Here is a 23,334-nt window from a genome sequence, read left to right as displayed (position 1 = left end):
TCAAAACTCCAATCACGTTTTTATTTTGACTTCTTATAAACTGGTCTTGTATCTTTTAATTCAGCTCTAAATTGTAAATAATTTGTGTATCGACTTTGCATAATCTCACCATTGTCGACAGCTTCTTTAACAGCACATTGAGGTTCCATTACGTGTTGGCACGTCCTAAACTTGCATCCTTGTCCGATTTCTCTAAACTCAGGGAAGCGATCGACTAAGGTTTCAATTGTAACATTTAACAAGCCAAGCGATGAAAAGCCCGGTGTATCACCGACTAACCCATCATTTAATGGAATCAATTCAATATGCCGCGTAGTATGTTTACCACGGTTCAAACTCTGCGAAATCGCAGCGGTCGCCAAATTTAGTTTAGGATCAATATGATTTAGCAATGTTGACTTACCTGCACCAGTTTGTCCAGTAAAAACAGTTGTTTTATTAGGGAAAGTCGCTTCAATCGCCGCAATAATCTCTGGCGTAAAAGCCTTTCTCGGTGCAAAAATGGAATAGCCAATCTTAGCGTAATAAGCTAAATAATCGCTAATTTTTTGATATTGTTGATCACTGATCATATCCGTTTTGGTTAAGTACACCAACCCTTGCATATGCAACGATTCAATGTAAATCAAGAAGCGATCCAATAAATTCAACGAAAACGCCGGTTCAACTGCCGAAACAATGACGACTGCATTATCGATATTCGCCACAGGGGGTCGAATCATTTCATTTTTCCGCGCTAAAATGGCGAGAATATAACCACTTTCCGTTTCGCTTTCACTCTCAAATTCGACAAAGTCACCGACAAGTGGTGTGATTTTTCGCTTGCGAAAGTTACCACGCGCTCGAGTACGATAAATCTTATTTTCACTTTTTACATCATAAAACCCACTGAGGGCACGAATAATCTGGCCTGTCTGCAATAGGTCACCTCCCAATTAATTTGTTACGTAATCATCTGATAGAATCTCTTGACCATTCCTTAAAATCCGATAACGACCAGCTTGGTCCGCTTTAACCGTAAAGGGTAAATCGATCGTTGTATCTGCCGTGATTGTCATTTCTCTAAAAACATTTGACAATGAATGCGTACTATCTTCCAAGTAAATCGTAATCTTATTGGTGGTCGCCGTCGCTATGCTACTTGAACTTTCACTAGTGCTGCCGTCACTTGATTCACTTGAGGTAGTTAAACTACTTTCTGCGTCAGTCAGTGTGTCATCAAACGGAATCGAAATAGATTTTGTAAAGTGCTTCGTTGCGGGCGCCTTTCTTCCCTTAGATAGCACAATATTCACATTGGTTCCTTCTTGCACAGCAGCTCCACTGCCTGGTGATTGACTAATTACTAAACCTTCATCAACGGTATTTGAATAATCTTCCGAAAATGAAGCAGTTAAGCCAACATTGGCGACATATTCTTGCACGGCCTGTTTTGTATAGTTACTTAAATTTTCAAGCGTGATATTTGGTTTTCCACTGCTGACAGTTAGAATAATCGTTGTTTTACTTGGTACAACTTTTTTACCGGCAGCAATATTTTGGCTCAAAATTACCCCCGGTTCAACACTTCGCGAACTTTGATATCTGCGAACGACCGTTAAACCTTTTTTGCTCAACATTTTATTAATATCCGTAAAAACTTTATCAGTATAATCTTTGATTTGATATTTTTTCCGACCAGTGCTTACCGTTAAATCAACTGTACTCCCCGACTTCACGTGCATCCCCTTATCAGGTGTTGATAGAATCACATGGCCTTTGCTATATTTATTACTCGTCGTTTTACGAATCTGACCGACTTTTAATTTTTCAGCTGCTAACGCTGATACAGCATTTTCCTGTGTCATATCGGTCACATCAGGAACAGTAACTTCACTGCCTTGCATTGCATAAGCCACAAAAATACTAAAGAGCACTAAAACTACGATGCCAATCCCGAATAGCCACCATTTTCGTTTCGTTTTTTTACTTAGATGCTTGTTTTTTTGAACTGCAGTTGGCTGATCCAAATCATTTAATTGAGCTTCGGAAGCATTGCTCTGCTGTGTAACACCTTCTGGATCAAGTGCTGGAATCACCTTGGTCTCGCCCATATCACCTTGTAACGGTACAAATTTAGGCTCATGTGCCCGGCTTGCAGATAAGGAAGTACTCAAATCAATAACCATTTGTCCCACATCGCTGTAACGTTCGTCAGGATCTTTGGCAGTTGCTTTTAGCACAACGTTTTCCAATGCTTGTGGAATCCGCGGATCATAATCCCGAACAGGTGGCACAGCATCTTGAAAATGCTTAATCGCAATTGAGACCGCCGACTCACCTTCAAACGGTACCATGCCAGTTAACATTTCATATAAGATAATGCCAAGCGAATAAATATCAGAACGTCTTGTCGCCATTGAACCCCGTGCTTGTTCTGGTGATAAATAATGTACCGAACCAAGTAATGTATTAGTTTGTGTCATTGCTGTCTCACTTAGTGCAATGGCAATCCCGAAATCGCTAATTTTGATATTACCGGCCTCATCGACCAAAATATTTTGCGGTTTCAAATCACGGTGAATTATACTGTGCGCGTGCGCATTTTCAACCGCCGATAAAATTTGCGTCATAATATCAATTACTCGTTGATATGGAATAGGAAAGTGCTCCACGATGTACTTCTTTAAATCAGTCCCGCTTACATACTCCATCACAATATATTGCATGCCATTTTCTTCACCAACATCATAGATACTAACGATATTAGGATGATTTAATTCAGTCGTAGCCAGAGCTTCACGTTTAAAGCGTCGTACTGTATTCGGATCATTTCGCAAATCAAGGCGGAGAACCTTGACTGCCACTTGACGGTCCAAGATTAGATCTTGGGCTAGGTACACATTAGCCATGCCACCTTCCCCGATTGGCCGAATAATCTGGTAGCGGCCATTAACCGCATAACCGGTTTCCATCATCGCGCACCCTCCCCATCATTTTGATGTAAGATTAACGCTGTAATATTATCCAAGCCGCCGGCATCATTTGCCTGTTGAATCAATGACTCACATTTTTCTGATAATGATGTCGGTGCCATTAGTGTGGCCTTTAGTTGCTCATCATCAACCATATTAGTCAATCCATCGGTACACAGCAACAGGTAGTCATCTGCTTCAAATTTATATATTGTCACATCAGCATCTACATCTTGCGAAACACCCAAAGTACGAGTAATGATATTTTTCTGTGGGTGATGCTTTGCTGCTTCTTCGGTTAATTCACCTTGTTTCACCAATTCGTTCACTAATGAATGGTCCTCCGTTAATTGGCGGAGTTCGTTATTCCGGAAGCGATATACCCGGCTATCACCGATATTTGCAACTAAGTAATTGGCACCTGAAATCAATACTGCGACGAGGGTGGTCCCCATCCCAAACAGATCGTCATATTGATTTGCCTTTGCTAAAATATGTTTGTTTTCTTTTTGCAATTCGAAAATTAACCATTTAACCATGGCTTCAATGTCGGTATCATCGGTTTGTTCGAACTCGTATCCAATATGGGAAACCGCCATTTCTGAAGCAACATCGCCACCTAAATGACCGCCCATCCCATCAGCAACAATCGCAAACTGTGCACCGTTTTTATTGGTATAAAAGCCAACATAGTCCTGATTATTTTGACGTTGTTGACCGACATCGGTTTGAAAAGCAACTTCCATAAAGATTCACCTCAATTAATAAATTTAAGCCCGTCGTGTTAAACAAGCGATGAAGAAGCCGTCTGTTTGATAATCATCGGGGTAGATTTGGACAAACGGGGTCGCTTGATTGGCTGGTAATGGTTTATCGAGTGCCACTGGTACGATTTCAAATTCTGGATGATTAGCCACAAACGTTGCAACGACTTGCTGATTTTCTTCTGGAACAATCGTACAGGTACTATAAGTTAATTGACCGCCCACTTTTAAGGTTGGGGCAATGGCATCTAAAATCGCTAATTGGATTTTTTGCAAGTTCAATAAGTCAGCCGCTTGCCGACCATATTTAATTTCTGGCTTACGCCGCATTAGACCTAAACCAGAGCATGGTGCGTCAACTAAAATCTTATCAAATGTTTCAGGTTCAAATTGTTCGCTGACTTTACGAGCATCGAGCGCTCGCGCATCAATGACGTCTTCAACATGTAAGCGTTTCGCATTTTGTTCAATCAAACGAACTTTATGTTCATGAATGTCTAAGGCCGTTATTTTCCCCCCTTGACTGGCATCCAAATAGGTCGCCATATGCGTTGTTTTGCCACCAGGAGCGGCACAAGCATCCAAGACCCGATCACTTGGTTGTAGTTGCAGACTGGGCGCAACTAACATCGAACTTTCGTCTTGAACGGTGTAAGCTCCTTGTTCAAATAAATCGCCACTAGCTAAGTGGCCGCCTCGAGCAACTAATCCCGCTGCGGCAATTGCACTGGGCTCAATGGTTAAGCCGGCCGCTTGCAAATCTGCTAAGACCGCCGCCACTGAATTGATGCGCGTATTCACCCGAATGGCTGCGTTGGCAGGTTGGTTAATCGTTGCCAATAGGTGCTCCAATTTTGATGGACCTAATTCTTGATGGCACTTTGCTACTAACCACTGCGGCATACTGTAGGCCACACTTAACCGTTCAATCGGATCGGCAATTGCCGCTAAATCAGGTAACCCGGTCCGTTGTTGGTTCCGTAAAATCGCCGTCACTAATTTAGCCGTTCCAGCATGGCCCATCTGTTTGGCAATCTCAGTTGCTTCATAAAAAATCGCATGTTCAGGGACGCGATCCAAATAAACCTGTTGAAAAACTGCTGTCCGTAAAACTTGGCGTACCCACGTCGTCAATTTAGCTGGTTTTTGAATAAAGGGTGCTAGATAATAATCGAGCGTCATTTCGTGTTGAATGACACCATACACGAGCTGCGTTAAAAAGCTAGCGTCTTGGGAATTCAGATGGTTTTGTTTAATTACTTGGTCGAGTGCTAGGTTTGAATAACTATTTTGTTTAGCCACCGCCGTTAAAATTTCAACAGCTAAGTAGCGCGGGGTCTTTTTAGGCATCCTGCACCACCACTTGTTGTCCGACAGTGAGTTGTTTGCCAACCCCGTTTAGGAAAGATTGAACCGGCATTTTGGCCTTACCAGCTGGTTGAATCTCGGTAATTTTCAAAACAGTTCCGTTACCGGCTGCTAATTCGAAATCTTTTTTGTTAATCGCGACGATAACGCCAGCAGGTTGATTGGTCGTTGTTTCAGCAACGGTTGCTTGCCATAATTTCGTCCGTTGACCATTAATTGGTAACCAAGCGCCTGGTTGCGGCCGCAATGCACGAATCTGGTTGACTAGTTGGATTGCCGGTTGATTAATATCTAATCGTTCCTGTTCCTTAGTAATGTTATAAGCAAATGTTACTTGCGCTTCATCTTGTGGGATTCGTGGGGCGGTTTGATTGATAATCCTTGGTAAGGTCTTCAGTAATAAATCACGACCGACATAACTTAACTTATCAAATAAAGTCCCGGTGTCGTCTGAAGCTTCGATGGGAATGCTAGCTTGTTCAATCATATCACCAGCGTCCATTTTTTTAGCCATATGCATGATGGTAATCCCAATTTCTGAATCGCCGTTTAACACAGCATATTGAATGGGTGCGCCACCGCGATATTTTGGCAAGAGTGATCCATGCACATTGATGGCTGCAATCTTAGCGGCTTCTAATAACTTCGTTGGCAAGAACTGACCGTATGCTGCCGTCACAATTAAATCTGGTTGCAAGGCAATTAGATCAGCTAACGCTTGACTGCCACTAAGTTTTTCAGGTTGAAAAGCAGGTAAATTTAGTCGAACAGCCGCTTCTTTAACCGGCGTTTGTTGTAAGACTTGCTTGCGCCCAACTTTCCGGTCTGGTTGGGTCACAACGGCTAGGACTTGATAATCGTTTGCCACAAGGGCTTCTAAAATCGGTACTGAAAATTGGGGAGTCCCCATAAATACGATGGATGTCATTAATCAATCACGCTCACTTTAAGTAAATTGTAGGGGTTCATTGTCCAACCCAATCTTGAAACCATGACGAGTATCAATTTGGGTCGTTTCGAGAATCTCGGCGAGTTTCGCCTGAAGCTGTGGTTCCTGTTTATATTTAATCACAATTTGATAGAAATAACGATTGTTAATCCGCGCAATCGACTTCGGTGTTGGACCAAGCACAATCGCTTGGTCGGATAATACCGGTCGTAATTGACGGGCAATCTGGAAACTCTTCTTGGCTGCCAGTGCTTCTTCTGGGTGGCTGATCGTTAATTGCACCGTAAAATAATACGGTGGGTAGCCACCACGATGCCGAACAGCCATCTCATATTGATAGAAGCCTTCATAATCATGTTGCTTAGCAAATTGGATAGCGTAATTTTCCGGATTAAAAGACTGAACAATAACCGCGCCGGTTTTATCAGCACGACCAGCACGGCCACTAACTTGCGTCAATAATTGGAATGTGCGCTCACTTGCGCGGAAATCCGGTAAGCCTAAAGCGGTGTCAGCATTGATCACCCCGACTAACGTTACATCGGGAAAATCGAGCCCTTTCGCAATCATTTGGGTGCCCAATAAAATGTCAGCATCGTGGTCCCCAAAGCGTTTAAGTAATTTAGCGTGTGCCCCTTTTTTCCGCGTTGTATCGACATCCATTCGTAAAATGCGTGCCGTTGGGATTAGTTCTTGGAGTTCTGCCTCGACTTTTTGCGTTCCCGTTCCGAAATAGCGAATTTGACGACTCTGACAGTTTGGACATGTCCGTGGAATGGCTTCTTCATGGCCACAGTAATGACACTTCATCGAGTGTGTATCCATGTGCAACGTTAGGGATATATCACAGTTTGGACACTGCAAGACAAAGCCGCAATCACGACACATGATAAATGATGAAAACCCTCGGCGATTCAATAGCAGGACACTCTGTTCCCCTTTTTGCAGCCGATCTTTCAACGCATCTAATAACGCCGGTGAAAAATTACTGCTGGCCTGTTGCTTCATCGCCACACGCATATCGACTAGTTCAACAGCAGGTAATGGCTGTTGATTAATCCGTTGAGTAAGGCGCAAAAGCTGATAAACGCCCTTTTGCGCGCGCGCGCGCGATTCAAGGGATGGTGTCGCACTACCGAGAATAACTGGACAATGATGGTATTGACTCCGCCAGATTGCCACATCGCGCGCATGGTAGCGCGGACTCTCATCTTGTTTATAGGACGCTTCATGTTCTTCATCCATGATAATCACGCCGATATTTTCCAAAGGGGCAAAAACAGCTGATCGTGCGCCAACCACAACGCTCGCTTCTTTGCGTTCGATCCGCCGCCACTCATCGTATTTCTCACCTTCAGATAAGCCACTATGTAAAACGGCGACTTGATCCCCAAAGCGGCCTTTAACCCGCTTGACCATTTGCGGCGTTAGCGCAATTTCGGGCACTAGCATCAAGGCTGTCTTGGCTTGTTGCAAAACGGCATCAATTGTTTGTAAATAAACTTCGGTCTTACCGCTTCCCGTAATCCCTTCAACTAAAAAAACGCGATCTGATTGGTTTTGGGTGGCGGTTACAACTGCGTCCACTGCCCTTTTTTGTTCGTCAGTTAATGCCATTTTCTGTGTGGTTGTGACGGTTTTAGGATAAGGATTTCGGTAGGCTTCGACCTTAACTTGGCGTAACCAGCCCTTGTCAGCCCCCGTCTTAATATTCTCACGGGTAAAAATCGTTGTTGCCAAAACATCCTTTAATAAGGGATTCGGCTGACCAATTAAGCTTTGTAAATAACTAATGAGTTGTTGTTGCTTTTGCGCTGATTTCCGTAGTCCTGTCCGTGCTTCTTCTAACTGTTCAAACGATAACGCCGGTTCAATAGCCGTTAATTGTTTAACCCGCGCTCGATCATCGACATGATACACCACTTCGAGCTTGCCTTGGCGTTGCAAATGCATTAATTGTTTCAGTTTATCGGGGGCTAGCGACTGATCAAACGTCAATTCGTCGTTACCGTTAAACAAACTTGCTTGTAACGCAGGATCAATTTCATCAACTAGCTGTGCGGTTTTCGAATATTTAGCCCGCATCACACTTGGAAGCATCGTTTGTAAACACGTAATCTGAAAGGCATAGGTGCGCTCTGCCAGCCAACTCGATAATTGAAGTAATTCGGAATTCACAGCCGGCTGCAAATCAATAACGGCCGTAATCGGCTTTAATTGCCCCTCAAAGTTAGCTTGATCTTGAATAGTTAAAATAAAGCCTTGAATTAACCGATCACCTTTACCAAAAGGGACCGCCACACGCATCCCAGGTTGAATATGATCTAATAAAGTATCTGGTACTTGATAATCATATGGCCGATTAGTTTGCATCGTGGGCACATCGACAATCACTTTTGCGATTTGTGGCATCTGAATCCTCCTTTTTAGTTAAGCTAACAAGTTAGCGACTCGTTCTAAAATTTGAGTCGCAATCACGCTTTTATCCGCCAAAGCCAGTGTTTCTGGAGCTGCAGTTGGTCGTAAAAGGGTAACCGCATTTTGATCGGCACCAAAGCCACGATCAGCTTGGCTAACGTCATTAGCAACTAGCAAATCGACCTTTTTCGCGGTTAACTTGGTTTGTGCATTTTGTAATAAATCCTCAGTCTCGGCTGCAAAGCCAATCAAGAATTGATGGGTCTTCTGTTGTCCAAGCATCGCCAAAATATCTGGCGTTTGGTTTAAAGTTAACTGCATATCAGTTGGATGGGGCTTTTTTTTGATTTTGTGCGTGACATATTGGTCCGGTTTAAAATCGGCAACCGCTGCTGCCATCACCACAACATCGGCCCCTTCAAACACACTGCTAACTGTGCCTTGTAATTGGGCCGCCGTTTCAACGTAAATTATTTTGTGCAAACCAGCCGGTACTGGCAATTCTGGGCGGGTGCTAATGAGGATCACTTTGGCCCCCATCGTCACAGCTGCTTGTGCCACTGCATACCCCATTTTACCAGAAGACCGGTTGCCAATGTAGCGTACCGGATCAATTGGTTCTTGTGTCCCACCGGCAGTCACCACAACGTTCTGCCCGCTTAACCGTTGCGGTCCAAATTGTTGCACAACTTCTGCCATAATCGCGGTTGTTTCAGGAAAGCGCCCGACGCCGGTATACCCTTCCGCTAAAAAGCCGTTATCCGGTTCCATGACAGTATAGCCATCTGCTTTAAGTTGGGTTAAATTCCGTTGGGTCGCTGGATTAAACCACATATGTTCATTCATCGCCGGCACGATTAATTTGGGCGCGATGGTTGCTAATAAGGCGGTTGAAACAAAGTCGTCGGCAATCCCATTAGCGAGTTTCCCGATTAGATTAGCAGTCGCTGGCGCAATTACCGCTAGATTCGACCAATCCGCTAGATGAATATGTGCAACATGGTCTGGTTGGTCTTGATTGAACAAATCCGTTAACACCGGTTTACGGGTTAATGTGGCAAACGTCAGTGGCGTGACAAATTCAGTCGCCGCTTGGGTCATTGCAACTTGGACCTCAGCACCAGCTTTGATTAAGCCACGCACCAAATTAGCCACTTTGTAGACCGCAATCCCACCTGTTACATAAACTGCAATCCGTTTATTCGTTAAATCCATTTTCAACCTCCCTAAAACTAAAAAAACTGCACTTTAATTTAAACATCCATCGATGAATAAACTAAACATGCAGGTTCTTTAATTATTCTTATTCGCCGTCTTTTTGGGCGAGCTTATCCATTTTTTCAGCATCTTTTTCAAGCATCAATGAATCAGGATCAATAATGACATTGCCAGCAGCAATTTCTTCCATTGCCATCCCAACCGTTTTAGGCGATTTGTATTCAGATAGCATTTTAATATCACCGGCTTCGATTTCATGGGCCCGCTTGCTAGCTAAAACAGCCAATGAGTAACGGGAGTTCACGTTTTCTAGTAACTTATCAATTGAAGGATATACAATCATATTATTATTCCCCTATCATTTTCTTGTATTGGTCGATCACACGTGGTACACGTAAGTGTTCGCTTTCGATAATCTTTTCAATTCGTTGAACCGCATTTGGAATTTCGTCGTTGACGACCGCATAATCGTAATTTTCCATCATCTTGATTTCGTCAGCTGCTTTTTGCATCCGCTTGTCAATCGTGGCTTGATCGTCCGTCCCGCGTCTTTGAATTCGATTCCGCAATTCTAACAAATCGGGTGGTGTCAAGAAGATGAAGACGCCATCAGGACAATTCTCGCGCACTTGCATTGCGCCTTGAACTTCAATCTCTAATAAGACATCGCGCCCTGAGTCGAGTGTTTGATTCACGTACTTCATCGGTGTGCCATAATAGTTATCCACGTACTGTGCATACTCTAGCATACCATCATTTGCAATTTCTTGCTCGAATTCTTCTCTGCTCACAAAATAATAGTCAACACCATCTTGTTCGCCGGGTCTTGGCTTTCTCGTCGTCATCGAAACTGAATAATGAAAATCACGAAATTCATCTTCTAACATTGCTTGACGGACAGTTCCTTTACCGACCCCTGATGGGCCTGATAAAACGATCAACATTCCTCGATTAGACATCTACGTAATTCCCTCTTCTTTTATAAAATAGTTAAAGTCTATTTTGCACTATTTCGCGGGAAATATCAAGTTTACTTTGTTTCCATCTCATTTAAAATTAACCTTAAGGATGCAATTTCGTCGTTTGATAACGTAACCCCTTTACCCATTTTAGCATGATCAGGGGCCCAATCCCGCAAATCAAATTTGGGCGCCCGTTGATTCCATGAAATAAGATTCAATTCTTTGCGCCATCCTGCCGCATTTTCGCTGATAACACCAATTTCTGCCATAATTTCATATTCGATCTTGCCCATTAAATCACCCTTTCTATCGCTTCATTTTATTATACACGAAATAAATCAAAAAATGCCGCTTGCAATTCTGAACATTTGTTCGTATAATAAAAACACAAACAAGCGTTCGGAGGATGACATCATGGAATTTAAACAAGCAACGGTTAGCGGACTCAGTCAACAATTGGTTAAACAGTATCATCGCTTTTTTGAACTCACCCCAGAAGCGACATTTTTTATTGAACAACCCCAAATGCAGCCCGCCCAAATTCAATTATTTATGACCCAAGCGTTTGAGCGCCACTACCACGTTGCGATGCAATTCAATGTTAACGATCATCTTGAACAAATAACTGGGCGCTTGACTAAACAACTTGGGGCGAATAAGTACCTACTAAAAGAAAGCCGTTCTAATCTCTATAAGATTGTCCTTTGCAATCAAATCCGTTACATTCAAAAGAAAAATTAAACAAAAATAAGGGTGCCGACCAAATCATGATTTGGTCGGCACCCTTATTTTAATGTCGGCTATTTCTTTTAGCCGTTTCCGCTAATTCCACTAATTCTTCGGCATGTTCTAACGTTAATTCTGTTACTTCAGTCCCCGCTAACATCCGGGCTAACTCGGCAATTCGTTGTTTGCCCGTTACCTTTTGAACCATTGTTTCAGTGCGATTTTGTTTCACTTGCTTTTGAATTTGATATTGATGATCACTCATCGCAGCCACTTGTGGTAAATGCGTAATACATAGTACTTGTGAATGTTGGGCAATTTCGCTAATCTTATTAGCAATTGCTTGAGCCACACGTCCACTCACCCCGGTGTCGACTTCATCAAAGATAATGCTAGTGATCCCTTGTGATTCAGAAAAAATCGTTTTGAGGGCTAACATTAAGCGCGATAATTCACCACCAGAAGCGATTTTAGCAAGTGGTCGTAACTTTTCACCTGGGTTTGGTTGAATATAAAATTCGACTTTGTCCATCCCAGATGCCATGAATTGTTCCTGTTGATTTGGTAGGAATTCAACTTTAAAAACTGTTTTTTCCATAAATAATGCTTTTAATTGTTGGTGAACAGCTTTTTCAAGTTGCTTAGCGGCTTTTTGGCGTAATTGCGTTAACGCTTGACCGTTTTTCTTGAGCTGTTGTTCAAGCTGCCCAAATTGTTGCTCTAACTCACTTGCGTTAGCTTCAGTCGCTTGCATAGCTGCTAGTTCCGCACCAATTTTTTCACCGTAAGCGAGAATTTCGGCGATTGAATCACCATACTTATGTTCCAAACGATTAATGGTTTCAAGGCGTTGTTCGATTTCATCCAAACGTGCTTCATCCCATTCTAAGTTTGCAACTTCCCGGCTAATGTCACTGCTACTATCCTGTAAAGTATAATAACCAGTCTGCAGACTGTCCGCAATTCGCTTAAATTCTGGATCTAGTTCAGCAATCTCTTGCATTTGATTCATTGCAACTGCGATTTGATCTAACGCATTACCATCGTCCCCGGCTAAAATGGCATGACTAGCTTGTAATGCTTGGTTGATTTTTTGAAAATTAATTAATTTTGCCCGTTCTTCAATTAATTGACTTTCTTCGTCACCCCGTAATTGAGCAGCATCAATTTCATTGGTTTGAAATTTTAACATATCCAGGCGCTGCGCCCATTCTTGTTCGTTTTGCTGTTTCTTCCGCAAGGCACGTTGTGTTTTGCGATAGGCAGCATAGGTTTCAGTATAGGCTGTCTTGGCTGTTATTAATTTTTGATGGGCAAACTCATCTAACAATCCCAAATGCCGGTCAGGATACATTAGTTCTTGATGTTCATTTTGACCATGAATATCAACTAAAGTTTCCCCGATATGTTTCAAAGTCGTCGTGTTAACCAAGTGACCATTGACCCGACAGACATTGTGACCATTGACCGCTAAATCACGCTCCAACAAAACGGTTTCTTCATCATGTTCAATCCCAAATTGGTCTAAGACAGCTGCCGTTGTGCCATTGGGGGTCATTGTAAATAGACCTTCAAGCGTCGCTTTTTTAGCGCCAGTCCGGATAAAGTCCTGCGAACCACGACCACCGGCTAGTAATCCAACTGCATCAATAATAATGGATTTACCGGCACCCGTTTCCCCGGAAAGGACTGTCATTCCTTCTTCAAAACTAATTGATAACTGATCGATAATAGCGAAATCATGGATAACCAACTCCTGTAACATCTAACCAGCCCCCTTTCGTTTTTCTTGGTGCTTAAAAAAGCTTGCCAAATTACTTTAGCAAGTCTTCAATAAGCTTCGTAAATTGTTTCGCGTTTTCTTCTGATTTACAAATTACCAACACAGTATCGTCACCACCAATTGTCCCAAACACCATACTAAGCTGCATCTGATCCAATAAGTTAGCAATCGCCGTCCCATTACCAGGCGAAGCCTTAACAACCACAAAATAATCCTGTTGATTATGTGTAATATATGCGTCACGTAAAATACGCCGCAATTTTTCCTTGACATCCAATTTCTTTTCAGGCGGTAAACTATAATGATAACCGTCGTCGGCATTAGGAACCTTAATGAGTTGCATTTCTTTAATATCTCGTGAAATCGTGGCCTGCGTAACATCGATGTCTTCTTTTTGAAGTAGCTTCACAAAATCCTCTTGTCGCTCAATTTCATGAGTCTGAATTAAATTTTTTAACAATCGCTGTCGATCTACTTTACGCATTATAACACCTCTTCATGTGAGAAATTATTCTATCCTTCAATGATAGCGCATTTATACATAAAACACAAAACCTTATACATTATTTTCCCATTGGTCGCTTCAAAGCAGCATATGCATTCGTTAAAACCGCATCAATATTCACATTCGGTCCCATCATTCCAATTTCTGCCGTCGTATTACGTAAATGAATCAGAAATTCGATATTTCCTTCGCCACCTTTAATCGGTGAAAAATCAAGGCCTAAGACATCATAACCAGTAGCCAAGCTAAAATCAACAATGTCTTGTACCACCATCTTATGGACTTTAGGATCACGAACAATCCCATGTTTACCAACATTTTCCGGCCCCGCTTCGAATTGTGGCTTAATCAAGGCTACAGCTTCACAATTAGGTTTTAAAATCGGCTTTAATGGTACCAAAATTTTATGTAGCGAAATAAACGAAACATCTGTCATGGCAAAATCTGGTTGACCGTTTGGAAAGTCTTCTGGTTGACTATAACGGAAGTTTACTCGTTCCATTACAACTACCCGTGGGTCTTCACGTAGTTTCCATGCTAATTGGTTATACCCAACATCTAAGGCGTAAGCCAGTTTCGCCCCATTTCGCAGGGCTACATCGGTAAAGCCCCCTGTTGAAGAACCAATATCAAGGGTCACTTTATCTTGTAAATCAATATTAAACACTTCAACTGCTTTCGCCAATTTTAAGGCACCCCGACCAACATAGGGTATCTTGTGGCCTTTGACAGTTAAGTTCGTCTCAGCATCGATTTTTTCGCCAGGTTTATCAATCCGTTCATCATTCTTACCATACACTTCGCCAGCCATTACTGAACGTTTTGCTTGTTCTCGAGAATCAAATAATCCCTGTTGGACTAATAATACGTCTACGCGTTCTTTTTTCATCTATTCTCCTATTCCTTAAAATAGTCTAAAAAACTATTTAATAGTGCTTGATCTAAACCCGTTAAATGTGATAATGCGGCTCGAGCAGCCTGGCAAGTCTCTTTAAGGACTGTTTGGGCCTCAGACAGGCCTAATAATCCTGGAAAGGTATTCTTATGTTCACCAGCATCTTTATGAACAGCTTTACCCATTATTTCAGCAGTACTTGTGACATCTAAAATATCATCTTGAATCTGGAAAGCTAAGCCATAATAGCGGGCAAAGCTTCGTAAACTAGCCCTTTGATCCACCGATAATTGAGCAAGCATTGCCCCTAACCCGACCGCACATTCAATCAAACAACCTGTTTTAAGCTGATGTAATTGTTTTAATTGTGGCAACGATAATTGCCTTGTTTGGCCTTCAATATCTTCAATCTGACCTGCAACCATCCCATTAGGACCGGCTGCTCGGGCTAATAACTGCACTGCTTGTCGTTGTTGTTCAGCAGTTAAATCAGTTGTTGTTAGCCATTCAAAGGCTAACGTCAATAAACCGTCACCGGCTAAAATTGCTTGCGCTTCGCCGAAAACCTTGTGATTTGTCGGTTGTCCGCGCCGCATATCATCATTGTCCATCGCTGGTAAATCATCGTGAATTAATGAATAACTATGAATCAATTCTAGTGCCCCAGCAACGCGATAGGCAGCACGATTGATCGGTAGCCCTGCACTTTCAAGAATCGAAAATACTAAAAGTGGTCGTAATCGCTTGCCACCAGCCATAACAGAGTATGTCATCGCCGCTTGCAAAGTTGGTTCTTCAATATGTTCCAGTTGTTCAACTAAATAGGCTTCAAAAGGAGGCACTTCTTGCGCCGCAAATGTCTTGAAATCAACCATTATGCTTGCGTTTCAGCATCCAACGGAACTTCCTCACCGTTATCCGCCATCACTTTAGCCATTGTTTTTTCAGCCTTACTCAAGGTCTCTTCTAGGGTTTGACTTAATTTAACGCCTTTTTGAAAAGCAGTCATCGCTTTTTCAAGTGGCACGTCCCCCGTTTCTAATTCATTCACAATTGCTTCTAGCTGGGTTAAATTTTCTTCAAAAGTCAATTTCTTTTCTGCCATCTTATTCGTCTCCTTTATGAATAGCCGTGACGTGTGCATTTATAAGCCCATCATGGACATGTAACTTAATTGGTTGATCAATTGTAAAATCAGCTGTCTGCCGCAACACATGTTCATCATCGCCGGTGACATATGCAAATCCCCGTCCTAAAACCTTCAATGGACTTACCAAGTCTAATGCCCCCATCGCCTGACTAGCACGCAGACGTCGATCTCTTACTAACGCTTCAACTGCTCGATTCAAACGATGTTTGGTTTCATTAACCGCCTTTTGGGCTTGTTGAAGCGTACTAGTTGGTGACTGTGCTTGCAAACGTTGTTGTAGTAACTGGCCGTTTTGACGGCTTACTTGTAAACGTTGTTGTTGTGCCAACACTAAGCGTCGTTTCAATTGATCAACATTTTGTAAATAACCATCATACAACCGTTGTGGTTGTTTTAAAACATAGCTATTTTCTAAATGGCTTAGCTGCTTTTTATTCAGCGCCAGCGTTCTTGAGAAAGCTTGATAGAGGCGTAACCGTTGCTGTTGCAACTTAAGTACTTCATCTGTCAAGACTGGCGTAGCCAACTCAGCAGCCGCAGTTGGCGTGGCAGCACGAACGTCAGCAACCAAATCGGCAATCGTTGTATCTGTTTCATGCCCCACTGACGAAATTATTGGAATCTGACTCGCGACAATCGCTCGAGCAACCCGTTCTTCGTTGAACGGCCACAAGTCTTCAATTGAACCTCCACCACGACCAATAATAATGGTGTCAAAATCTCCTTGTTGATTAACTTGCTTAAGTCGATCAACTAGCATATCAGCAGCCCCATCCCCCTGAACAGCCGCAGGAAATAAGATAAGTTGGGCAATTGGATATCGCCGCTGCGTCGTTGTGATAATATCCCGAATCACTGCCCCAGAAGGACTGGTAATCACTGCAATTCGTTTTGGGAAACGCACTAATTGCTGCTTAGATGTATCAAACAGTCCTTCTGTCGATAGTTTAGCCTTCAATTGTTCGTAAGCTTGGTATAAAGCTCCTAACCCATCTGGTTCCATCCGCTCGATGTAGACTTGATAGTTCCCAGTCGCTTCATATAACGATATCCGCCCAACAACAAGCACCTTCATGCCTTCTTCAGGGGTAAATTTAATCTTCTCAAAGGCAGACTTAAACATAATTGCGCTGATTTTAGCCTGCCTATCTTTCAAACTAAAATATTGATGTGCATTAGGCCGCAACCGAAAGTTTGAAATTTCACCAGTCAAATAGACTCGATCTAAATACGGATCACGCTCGAATTTAGCTTTTAAATATTGTGTTAATGCTGTGACTGTTAAATAATCTGCTGGTTTAACCACGTTTAGCACGTCCCTTTGCTATTTCAATCGTTTGCGCCATAAGCATCGTAATTGTCATTGGGCCAACACCTCGAGGCACCGGCGTCATTGCACTAACATGTGTTTTGAGTGCTTCAAAATCGACATCACCGGTCACTGAACCATCTTCAAGGCGATTAATCCCAACATCCACGACAACGGCGCCTTTTTTTACATCATCCACACCGAAAAAACGGGCCCGTCCAATCGCTACGATTAATATATCAGCCGTTTTTGTTAAAGCTTTTAAGGCTACTGTGTGACTATGGGCAATCGTAACAGTCGCATTTGCATTCAGCATCAAGGCCGCCAATGGTCGTCCTACAATATTACTACGACCCACAATCACCACATTTTTACCAGCAATATCAATATTATATGCTGCCAATAACTGCATAATACCGTTTGGTGTACAGGCCACTAACCCTGGTTCATTAAGCCATAATTTACCGATGTTAACTGGACTAAATCCATCGACATCTTTTTGTGGGTCAATTGCCTGAATAATCTGGTCTTCATTAATTTGTTTTGGTAATGGTAATTGGACTAAAATCCCATCAACTGTTGCATCTTCATTTAATTGGTGAATAAGTGCCAATAAATCGGTTGCCGTCGTTTCATCTGGTAATTGTTTCAATTCAGAAGCAATTCCAATTTTTGCTGCACGTTTTTGTTTGTTTTTTGTATAGATTGTACTTGCCGGATCAGTACCAACCATAATCACCACTAACTTCGGAATAATTCCTTGTTGCTTGAGCTGTGTTACTGCCATTTGTTGTGCTTGCGTTAATTCATTTGCAAGGGATCGACCATCTAATAACTCCAAAATTGAGCATCTCCCTGTTATCAATATTTGGTAAATTTATTTTCGACTATTAGTTGCTAATTAATACCTATGCCGTAGCCGTTAACATAACATTTCATAATTTAAAAAACACGTTAAAAAAACTTTTTTAACGTGTTTAACGGGATTTAGTTCATATTCTTATGGATAAGCACTTTACTCCCTGCATTTTATCTTCCTAGCTGTGCTTTACAAATTTAGACAAAACACCATTAATAAAGCCCTTTGCCTGGTCATCTGTAAATTGCTTAGCCAGCTCAAGCGCTTCATTCAACGCCACTTTATCGGGTGCTTCTGTTGAATTTTGCATTTCAAACAACCCTAAACGCAAGATAATTAAATCCGGTTTGGCTAACCGTGATAGTTGCCACCCCTTCTTCAAGTATGGCGTTAAAGCTGCGTCTAATTCTACTTGATGTTCTGTGACGCCCGTTACCAAGAAGGCAAGGTAGTCTGGAACAGCAACTTCTTCAACTTCTTCAGCATCGAATTGATCCATGGTTAAAACGGCTTGATAAGCATCTGCCAATTCTAATGTGTCATTAGCATTTAACGCAAACAACACTTGAAATGCAGCTTGGCGAATTTGGTGTCGGTTAAAATTAGGCATTAAACTTGCTCTCCATTTTGATCAGGTGTGGCTTCATTGAATAAGTCATCTGGATCAATAATTTTTGGTGTTTTTTCAGTGATAACGCCCACTACGTGAACATTAACTTCAGCTAAATCTAAATCAGTCATGAATAATAGCTGTTCTTTAAGCGCCTCTTGCATTGCAAGGGCCACTTTCGGCACAGAAACCCCATAGTTTAGATAGGCATAAACATCCGCACTCACTTTGCCATCGACCACTTTAAGCGTTACCCCTTTACCGTGGTTCGAACGACCAAACAATTCGTTAATGGATGATGATAAAGTCCCTCGCATTTGGTGAACACCATCAATTTTGCTGGCTGCGATTCCTAAAATGACTTCCACAACTTCAGGTGCCATCTGAATCTTACCCAATGCATTTTCTTGTGTATCAAGTATAATATTTGTTTCTTCTGCCATTGAAACCCCTCCTAACAAGTTCTTAGTCTATGCTCGTGAGATATAGCTTCCATCAGATGTGTTGATCGTTAATAAGTCACCTTCGTTAACAAAGAATGGGACTTGGACCACTAAGCCAGTTTCAAGTGTTGCCGGCTTGGTACCCCCCGAAGAAGTATCACCGCGTACGCCTGGTTCTGTCGTTGCAACAGCTAAATCAACAGTATTTGGCAATTCGACCCCTAAAGTCTCACTACCATACATCATAATTGAAACTTGCATATTTTCTTTTAAGTATTTCAATTCATCAGCAATTTGAGCCGCTGGTAATTCTAATTGTTCATAAGTTTCTGTATCCATAAAGACATGACTGTCCCCATCGGCGTATAAATATTGCATTGATTTCGTATCAATAATTGCTTTTTCAACTTTTTCGGTTGAACGGAACGTCTTTTCTTGATTAGCACCCGTTCTTAAATTTTTGAGTTTTGAGCGGACAAAAGCGCCGCCTTTACCTGGTTTAACATGTTGAAATTCGACAATTCGCCATAAATTATTATCAAACTCAATTGTCAAACCGTTTTTAAAATCATTTACTGATAACATTATTTATCCTCCGAGCATTGTATAAGTATGCCATTACCCTAATCATAGCAAGAAATCAAGTTCAAAAGCAAGTATTTCTAGCCTTTTATCCTTAAAATAACTATAAAAAAAGGACTGGCACCCGCCAATCCCTTTTAGTGTATCCGATCGAACAAAAGTTAATCTGAACACGCACTTTTAGATTGTCAATGGTTTGTTGCCTGAGTCATTAGTATACCAGTAAAACTAGATTTACACAAACCCAGCGTGATGATCGCCAGGTATATTTGCCGCTTAATCCGCAAGGGCCCAATTTCGCTCACACTAATCAAAAAAACACCCACATAAAGTGGGTGTTAGAAAAATTATTTAGCTTCTGCAGCGTATACAGAAACCTTTTTCTTGTTTTTACCAAGGCGTTCGAAACGAACGACACCTTCGATAAGAGCAAATAATGTGTCATCGCCACCGCGACCAACATTTTCACCTGGATGAATCTTTGTACCGCGTTGACGGTAAAGAATTGAACCAGCTGTTACAGTTTGGCCATCAGCACGTTTAGAACCTAAACGACGACCTGCAGAGTTACGGCCGTTAGTTGTTGAACCGCCACCCTTATGATGAGAGAAGAATTGTAAATTCATTTGTAACATCTAAATGCACCTCCTGTTTATTAACTGTCTATTTACGTTTTGTTTGTACTTGAATGTACTGCCCGTATTGTTGCGTAATATCTTCAAGCGTCAACTGCAAATTCTGCAAGAGAATCTGAGCTGTCGCTAAAGCTTGGCCCGAAACCGTTGCCGGAATCTGACAAGTTAACAAACCACCATTCAGGTTATCTGCTTCGACCTCTGGTTCAAAACCAGCAAGCTTTTGCAAACTGTTGATTGTCCCGATTGAGACAGCAGAAACAGCTGCACAGACGATATCACTCCCGTAAGGACCCGAGTCGGCATGACCCGTAATTTGAAAAGAAATAATTTGCGAATTGGTATTGACCGTAAAGTCAGCTTGAATCATCTTATTTCCCTCAATTAGGCGTTGATAGCGTCGATCATCACTTTAGTATATGGTTGACGATGACCCTTCTTTTGATGACTGTGTTTCTTAGGTTTGTATTTGAAAGTAACAACTTTCTTTTCGCGCCCTTGTTTTTCAACAGTCCCATCAACAGTAACACCATCAATGTTTGGTGTCCCAACCTTAGTTGTTTCACCGCCAACTAAAATAACTTGATCAAAAGTTACTTTTTCGCCAGCTTCTGCGGCTAACTTTTCAACGTAGATTGCTTGACCAGCTTCTACCTTATATTGTTTGCCACCTGTTTTGATAATTGCGTACATGTGTGCACCTCCTATTTTTTCTTAGACTCGCCAACTAAGGTGACTAATCATAGTGCTTAATGCCTTAGTATGCGCGGTTGCAGCTGTGGAGCTCACAATTACAACGTTCATATTATATCGAATATCACAAGATGAGTCAATGCTTTATTACGCTTTGATAAAAAATTGAGCGACATCAAACGTCGGTTGGGCCGATTGAACCAGTTGATATAATATCTTGGCCATATAGCATGGTGAATACACGAGCCCATCTTCGACCCACTTAAAAACTAATGCCAAACTTGCCCCAGCTAAATAATCAACCGTAATACTAAGTTCAATTTGATCCGCTTGTGAAGTTTGTCCAAAACGTTGAACAACGTAATCCTGTATTAATTTTTGCATTGCTTCAGTCAATTGCTTTTGAAAATGAAGTGTCGCTTCGTTTTTATAAAACACTTTAAAGGCGGCTTGTTGTCGTTCTACATACTCAAAAAGCATCTGTAAACTGACTTGACGATAAGGCTGGTCAATCACAACAGTCACTTGCTGATAGAAATCAGCTACCAAATCGGCGACCGCTGTTTGAATAAAATCCAACTTATCTTCATAATGTAAATAAAAAGTCCCTCGGGTAATTGCTGCCTGCTTGGTAATTGCTTGAATGGATATTTCCTGTGGTGTCCCATCTTTCAGCAAGACAATGAGGGCTTGACGTAATCGTTGTTTTGTTCGTTGGACGCGAGGATCTTGCGCCCGTAAATCAGCTTTACGAACCATCTAATCGGTTCCCCCAATCTTTGAATTAAATTCACCTGTTAACAGTATAGCCACTCATCAAAAAAACTGTCCATTAATTGGCTTGATAGTGGCTTCTGATCAGTTGGACTAGTTTTAGTTTACATCGTAAATTTGAAGATTTTGTTAACGAAATTTCAAAAGACAAAATTTTACTGAAATATATTTAATTGTTGTTCACCTGTGGTTATAGTAAAATGTATATAGTATTTAAATCGGATAGCGTTAGGTGGTCGTCACTTTGATTTCTGCATTTTTCATTATTTTTATCTCAATCGTTTTATTCGCCGTCATTGCCAGTCAGCTGACTTTCAAAATCGGCTTAATTACGAATTGTCTTCTTTTCATTATTCTAGTCGGTATAGATGGCCATCTCTTTGGCTGGGGAAGTGGCTCACACTGGGTCTATTTCATGCTCAGCCTACTCGGGTTAGTCGCCAGTGAATTACTATTAGCCGAATTACCCCACCTCCGACAATAGATTTTAACAAAAAAAACGGTCTAACTCACATATATGAGTTAGACCGTTTTTTTCACGCCCCTGCCAAGGAACACTAGTATATCATATTAATCCAGTAACGTTGTTTCTTTAATTTCGTCAATAGTCTTTGTACCAGCTAATTGCATTGTTATTGATAATTCTTCATTTAAATGATCGAAAACTGATTTAACGCCTTGCGCACCACCAAGATTTAATCCATAAATAATTGGCCGGCCAATAGCGACTAGATCAGCACCACTTGCCAATGCCTTAAAAACGTGTTCACCACGACGGATACCACTATCAAATACGATTGGAACCCGTTTAGCAACTTGTTGCGCGATTAAAGGCAATACTTCAAACGAAGCCGGCCCACCATCTAATTGACGGCCACCATGGTTAGAAACCCAAATACCGTCAGCGCCGGCTTGAATCGCAATTTCAGCATCAACTGGTGACTGGATTCCCTTAACCAGAACAGGTAAGTTTGTAATTTCCTTTATTTTTTGAATATCTGCAGGTACCAGCCCCTGCTTAGCTGCCGCGTAGATTTCAGAAATCCCTTTGCCTTCACCATCGGAAGCACTGTAAGCTGCTAAATTAGGCATTGGTAATGGGAATTGAAAATGATTTTCAATATCTGCTTCGCGATATCCGCCCAATGTTGAATCAACGGTTAAAATAATTGCTTTAACACCGGCTTTTACTGCTTTTTTCAATAGAAATTCATTGAATTGATCATCTTTGCTCATGTAAAGTTGGAAAAATTGAGGCGCATCGGGTGCCGCTGCGGCTGCATCTTCAACCAACGTATTTGCATACGTACTAATAGAAAAAATTGAACCAGCTGCCGCAACTCCCTTAGCTGTATCGACCTCCCCTTTTTCATGCGCTAACCCTTGTGCTGCTGAAGGTGCCTGAATAATAGGTGTTTTTAAATCAATATCCCATAGTTTAGTGTGCAAATTCGCGTGGTCAATACCTTGTAATACACGTGGCATAATTTTTTTTGAATTGAATGCGCTGGTATTGGCAGCCATCGTCCATTCATCTTCTGAACCACCACGGATATAGCCAAAAGCCCCAGCTTCCATCCGTTCTTTTACGCGTCCTTCTAATGAATCTAAATTTAAAATATCGACTGGTGCTTCTGCGTCACTAGTATGATATGCCATTGTAAATTCCTTCTTTCAATCATTGAATATATTCATCATAGTTCTCTTATTAAAAGTAAGCAAGAATTTATACTTTAC

27 protein-coding genes and 1 other annotated feature are annotated in these 23,334 nt (G+C 41.7%); of the genes, 2 read left to right on the top strand and 25 right to left on the bottom strand.

Annotation, left to right across the window (positions count from 1 at the left end; genetic code table 11):
- Positions 1-20: 20 nt before the first annotated feature.
- From rsgA to FC90_RS02600, 10 genes are all read right to left on the bottom strand, one after another.
- Entirely contained in the window at positions 21-920 is a 900-nt protein-coding gene (gene rsgA / locus FC90_RS02645; protein ID WP_057907758.1) for a ribosome small subunit-dependent GTPase A, read from the bottom strand.
- Between the two features lie 15 nt (positions 921-935).
- Positions 936-2,957 (bottom strand): Stk1 family PASTA domain-containing Ser/Thr kinase, encoded by a 2,022-nt coding sequence (gene pknB, locus FC90_RS02640; protein WP_057907757.1) that lies wholly within the window; start codon positions 2,955-2,957, stop codon positions 936-938.
- Positions 2,954-3,700 carry a Stp1/IreP family PP2C-type Ser/Thr phosphatase gene (locus tag FC90_RS02635; protein WP_057907756.1) on the bottom strand — a complete coding sequence of 249 codons (747 nt, stop codon included), beginning with the start codon at positions 3,698-3,700 and terminating at the stop codon, positions 2,954-2,956. Before FC90_RS02635 ends, pknB begins: the two co-directional genes overlap by 4 nt.
- Positions 3,701-3,724: 24 nt before the next feature.
- Entirely contained in the window at positions 3,725-5,068 is a 1,344-nt protein-coding gene (gene rsmB, locus FC90_RS02630) for a 16S rRNA (cytosine(967)-C(5))-methyltransferase RsmB (protein ID WP_057907755.1), read from the bottom strand.
- On the bottom strand, positions 5,061-6,014 hold the full coding sequence (fmt, locus tag FC90_RS02625; RefSeq protein ID WP_057907754.1) for a methionyl-tRNA formyltransferase: 954 nt from the start codon (positions 6,012-6,014) through the stop codon (positions 5,061-5,063). The genes rsmB and fmt overlap by 8 nt, the downstream gene beginning before the upstream one ends.
- An 18-nt stretch (positions 6,015-6,032) precedes the next feature.
- Positions 6,033-8,447 (bottom strand): primosomal protein N', encoded by a 2,415-nt coding sequence (gene priA / locus FC90_RS02620; RefSeq protein WP_057907753.1) that lies wholly within the window; start codon positions 8,445-8,447, stop codon positions 6,033-6,035.
- Positions 8,448-8,465: 18 nt separating this feature from the next.
- Complete coding sequence (gene coaBC / locus FC90_RS02615) at positions 8,466-9,668, bottom strand: bifunctional phosphopantothenoylcysteine decarboxylase/phosphopantothenate--cysteine ligase CoaBC (RefSeq protein ID WP_057907752.1); 1,203 nt, start codon at positions 9,666-9,668, stop codon at positions 8,466-8,468.
- Between the two features lie 88 nt (positions 9,669-9,756).
- Positions 9,757-10,014 carry a DNA-directed RNA polymerase subunit omega gene (gene rpoZ, locus FC90_RS02610; protein WP_004265486.1) on the bottom strand — a complete coding sequence of 86 codons (258 nt, stop codon included), beginning with the start codon at positions 10,012-10,014 and terminating at the stop codon, positions 9,757-9,759.
- 4 nt (positions 10,015-10,018) lie between these two features.
- Positions 10,019-10,630 carry a guanylate kinase gene (gene gmk / locus FC90_RS02605; RefSeq protein ID WP_057907751.1) on the bottom strand — a complete coding sequence of 204 codons (612 nt, stop codon included), beginning with the start codon at positions 10,628-10,630 and terminating at the stop codon, positions 10,019-10,021.
- Between the two features lie 71 nt (positions 10,631-10,701).
- The gene (locus FC90_RS02600; RefSeq protein ID WP_057907750.1) at positions 10,702-10,926 is read right to left on the bottom strand and encodes a YdbC family protein; all 225 of its coding nucleotides are present in this window, start codon (positions 10,924-10,926) and stop codon (positions 10,702-10,704) included.
- A gap of 121 nt (positions 10,927-11,047) precedes the next feature.
- Here FC90_RS02600 and FC90_RS02595 point away from each other — a divergent pair, with 121 nt between their 5' ends.
- Positions 11,048-11,374, top strand: coding sequence for a hypothetical protein (locus FC90_RS02595; RefSeq protein ID WP_057907749.1), 327 nt, complete (start codon positions 11,048-11,050; stop codon positions 11,372-11,374).
- A gap of 49 nt (positions 11,375-11,423) precedes the next feature.
- Here FC90_RS02595 and recN read toward each other — a convergent pair whose 3' ends face one another.
- The 14 genes from recN to FC90_RS02525 form a co-directional block, all read right to left on the bottom strand.
- A complete protein-coding gene (recN, locus tag FC90_RS02590; RefSeq protein ID WP_057907748.1) occupies positions 11,424-13,124 on the bottom strand; it encodes a DNA repair protein RecN in 1,701 nt (566 codons plus the stop codon).
- Positions 13,125-13,173: 49 nt separating this feature from the next.
- On the bottom strand, positions 13,174-13,626 hold the full coding sequence (argR, locus tag FC90_RS02585; protein WP_057907747.1) for an arginine repressor: 453 nt from the start codon (positions 13,624-13,626) through the stop codon (positions 13,174-13,176).
- 79 nt (positions 13,627-13,705) lie between these two features.
- Positions 13,706-14,536 (bottom strand): TlyA family RNA methyltransferase, encoded by an 831-nt coding sequence (locus FC90_RS02580; protein WP_057907746.1) that lies wholly within the window; start codon positions 14,534-14,536, stop codon positions 13,706-13,708.
- Between the two features lie 8 nt (positions 14,537-14,544).
- Positions 14,545-15,417: a polyprenyl synthetase family protein gene (locus tag FC90_RS02575; RefSeq protein ID WP_057907745.1), complete on the bottom strand. Its 873-nt coding sequence runs from the start codon at positions 15,415-15,417 to the stop codon at positions 14,545-14,547.
- The gene (locus tag FC90_RS02570; RefSeq protein WP_057907744.1) at positions 15,417-15,647 is read right to left on the bottom strand and encodes an exodeoxyribonuclease VII small subunit; all 231 of its coding nucleotides are present in this window, start codon (positions 15,645-15,647) and stop codon (positions 15,417-15,419) included. The genes FC90_RS02575 and FC90_RS02570 overlap by 1 nt, the downstream gene beginning before the upstream one ends.
- 1 nt (position 15,648) lies before the next feature.
- On the bottom strand, positions 15,649-16,998 hold the full coding sequence (xseA, locus tag FC90_RS02565) for an exodeoxyribonuclease VII large subunit (RefSeq protein ID WP_057907743.1): 1,350 nt from the start codon (positions 16,996-16,998) through the stop codon (positions 15,649-15,651).
- The gene (gene folD, locus FC90_RS02560) at positions 16,991-17,842 is read right to left on the bottom strand and encodes a bifunctional methylenetetrahydrofolate dehydrogenase/methenyltetrahydrofolate cyclohydrolase FolD (RefSeq protein ID WP_083481997.1); all 852 of its coding nucleotides are present in this window, start codon (positions 17,840-17,842) and stop codon (positions 16,991-16,993) included. The genes xseA and folD overlap by 8 nt, the downstream gene beginning before the upstream one ends.
- Before the next feature lie 196 nt (positions 17,843-18,038).
- Positions 18,039-18,470, bottom strand: a complete 432-nt coding sequence (nusB, locus tag FC90_RS02555) for a transcription antitermination factor NusB (RefSeq protein ID WP_057907742.1) — start codon at positions 18,468-18,470, stop codon at positions 18,039-18,041.
- Positions 18,470-18,913 (bottom strand): Asp23/Gls24 family envelope stress response protein, encoded by a 444-nt coding sequence (locus FC90_RS02550; RefSeq protein WP_057907741.1) that lies wholly within the window; start codon positions 18,911-18,913, stop codon positions 18,470-18,472. The genes nusB and FC90_RS02550 overlap by 1 nt, the downstream gene beginning before the upstream one ends.
- 27 nt (positions 18,914-18,940) lie before the next feature.
- A complete protein-coding gene (efp, locus tag FC90_RS02545; RefSeq protein WP_057907740.1) occupies positions 18,941-19,498 on the bottom strand; it encodes an elongation factor P in 558 nt (185 codons plus the stop codon).
- Positions 19,499-19,842: 344 nt separating this feature from the next.
- Entirely contained in the window at positions 19,843-20,130 is a 288-nt protein-coding gene (gene rpmA, locus FC90_RS02540) for a 50S ribosomal protein L27 (protein ID WP_004265556.1), read from the bottom strand.
- Positions 20,131-20,158: 28 nt separating this feature from the next.
- Complete coding sequence (locus tag FC90_RS02535; protein WP_057907739.1) at positions 20,159-20,500, bottom strand: ribosomal-processing cysteine protease Prp; 342 nt, start codon at positions 20,498-20,500, stop codon at positions 20,159-20,161.
- A gap of 14 nt (positions 20,501-20,514) precedes the next feature.
- A complete protein-coding gene (rplU, locus tag FC90_RS02530; RefSeq protein WP_004265609.1) occupies positions 20,515-20,823 on the bottom strand; it encodes a 50S ribosomal protein L21 in 309 nt (102 codons plus the stop codon).
- Between the two features lie 13 nt (positions 20,824-20,836).
- Positions 20,837-20,912 (bottom strand) — a sequence feature (ribosomal protein L21 leader region).
- Positions 20,913-20,970: 58 nt separating this feature from the next.
- Positions 20,971-21,582 carry a TetR/AcrR family transcriptional regulator gene (locus FC90_RS02525; RefSeq protein WP_057907738.1) on the bottom strand — a complete coding sequence of 204 codons (612 nt, stop codon included), beginning with the start codon at positions 21,580-21,582 and terminating at the stop codon, positions 20,971-20,973.
- A gap of 259 nt (positions 21,583-21,841) precedes the next feature.
- On the opposite strand from FC90_RS02525, the gene FC90_RS02520 reads away from it, so the two are divergent.
- On the top strand, positions 21,842-22,081 hold the full coding sequence (locus FC90_RS02520) for a hypothetical protein (RefSeq protein WP_226789454.1): 240 nt from the start codon (positions 21,842-21,844) through the stop codon (positions 22,079-22,081).
- An 86-nt stretch (positions 22,082-22,167) separates the two neighbouring features.
- Here the strand turns inward: FC90_RS02520 and FC90_RS02515 are convergent, their stop codons facing one another.
- Positions 22,168-23,256, bottom strand: a complete 1,089-nt coding sequence (locus FC90_RS02515) for a lactate oxidase (protein ID WP_057907736.1) — start codon at positions 23,254-23,256, stop codon at positions 22,168-22,170.
- Between the last annotated feature and the right edge of the window lie 78 nt (positions 23,257-23,334).

It is taken from the genome of Latilactobacillus graminis DSM 20719 (assembly GCF_001436415.1).
GTDB lineage: Bacteria > Bacillota > Bacilli > Lactobacillales > Lactobacillaceae > Latilactobacillus > Latilactobacillus graminis.
The sequence above is the reverse complement of the archived record's forward strand: the minus strand, read 5'-3'. Positions and strand labels throughout refer to the sequence as shown.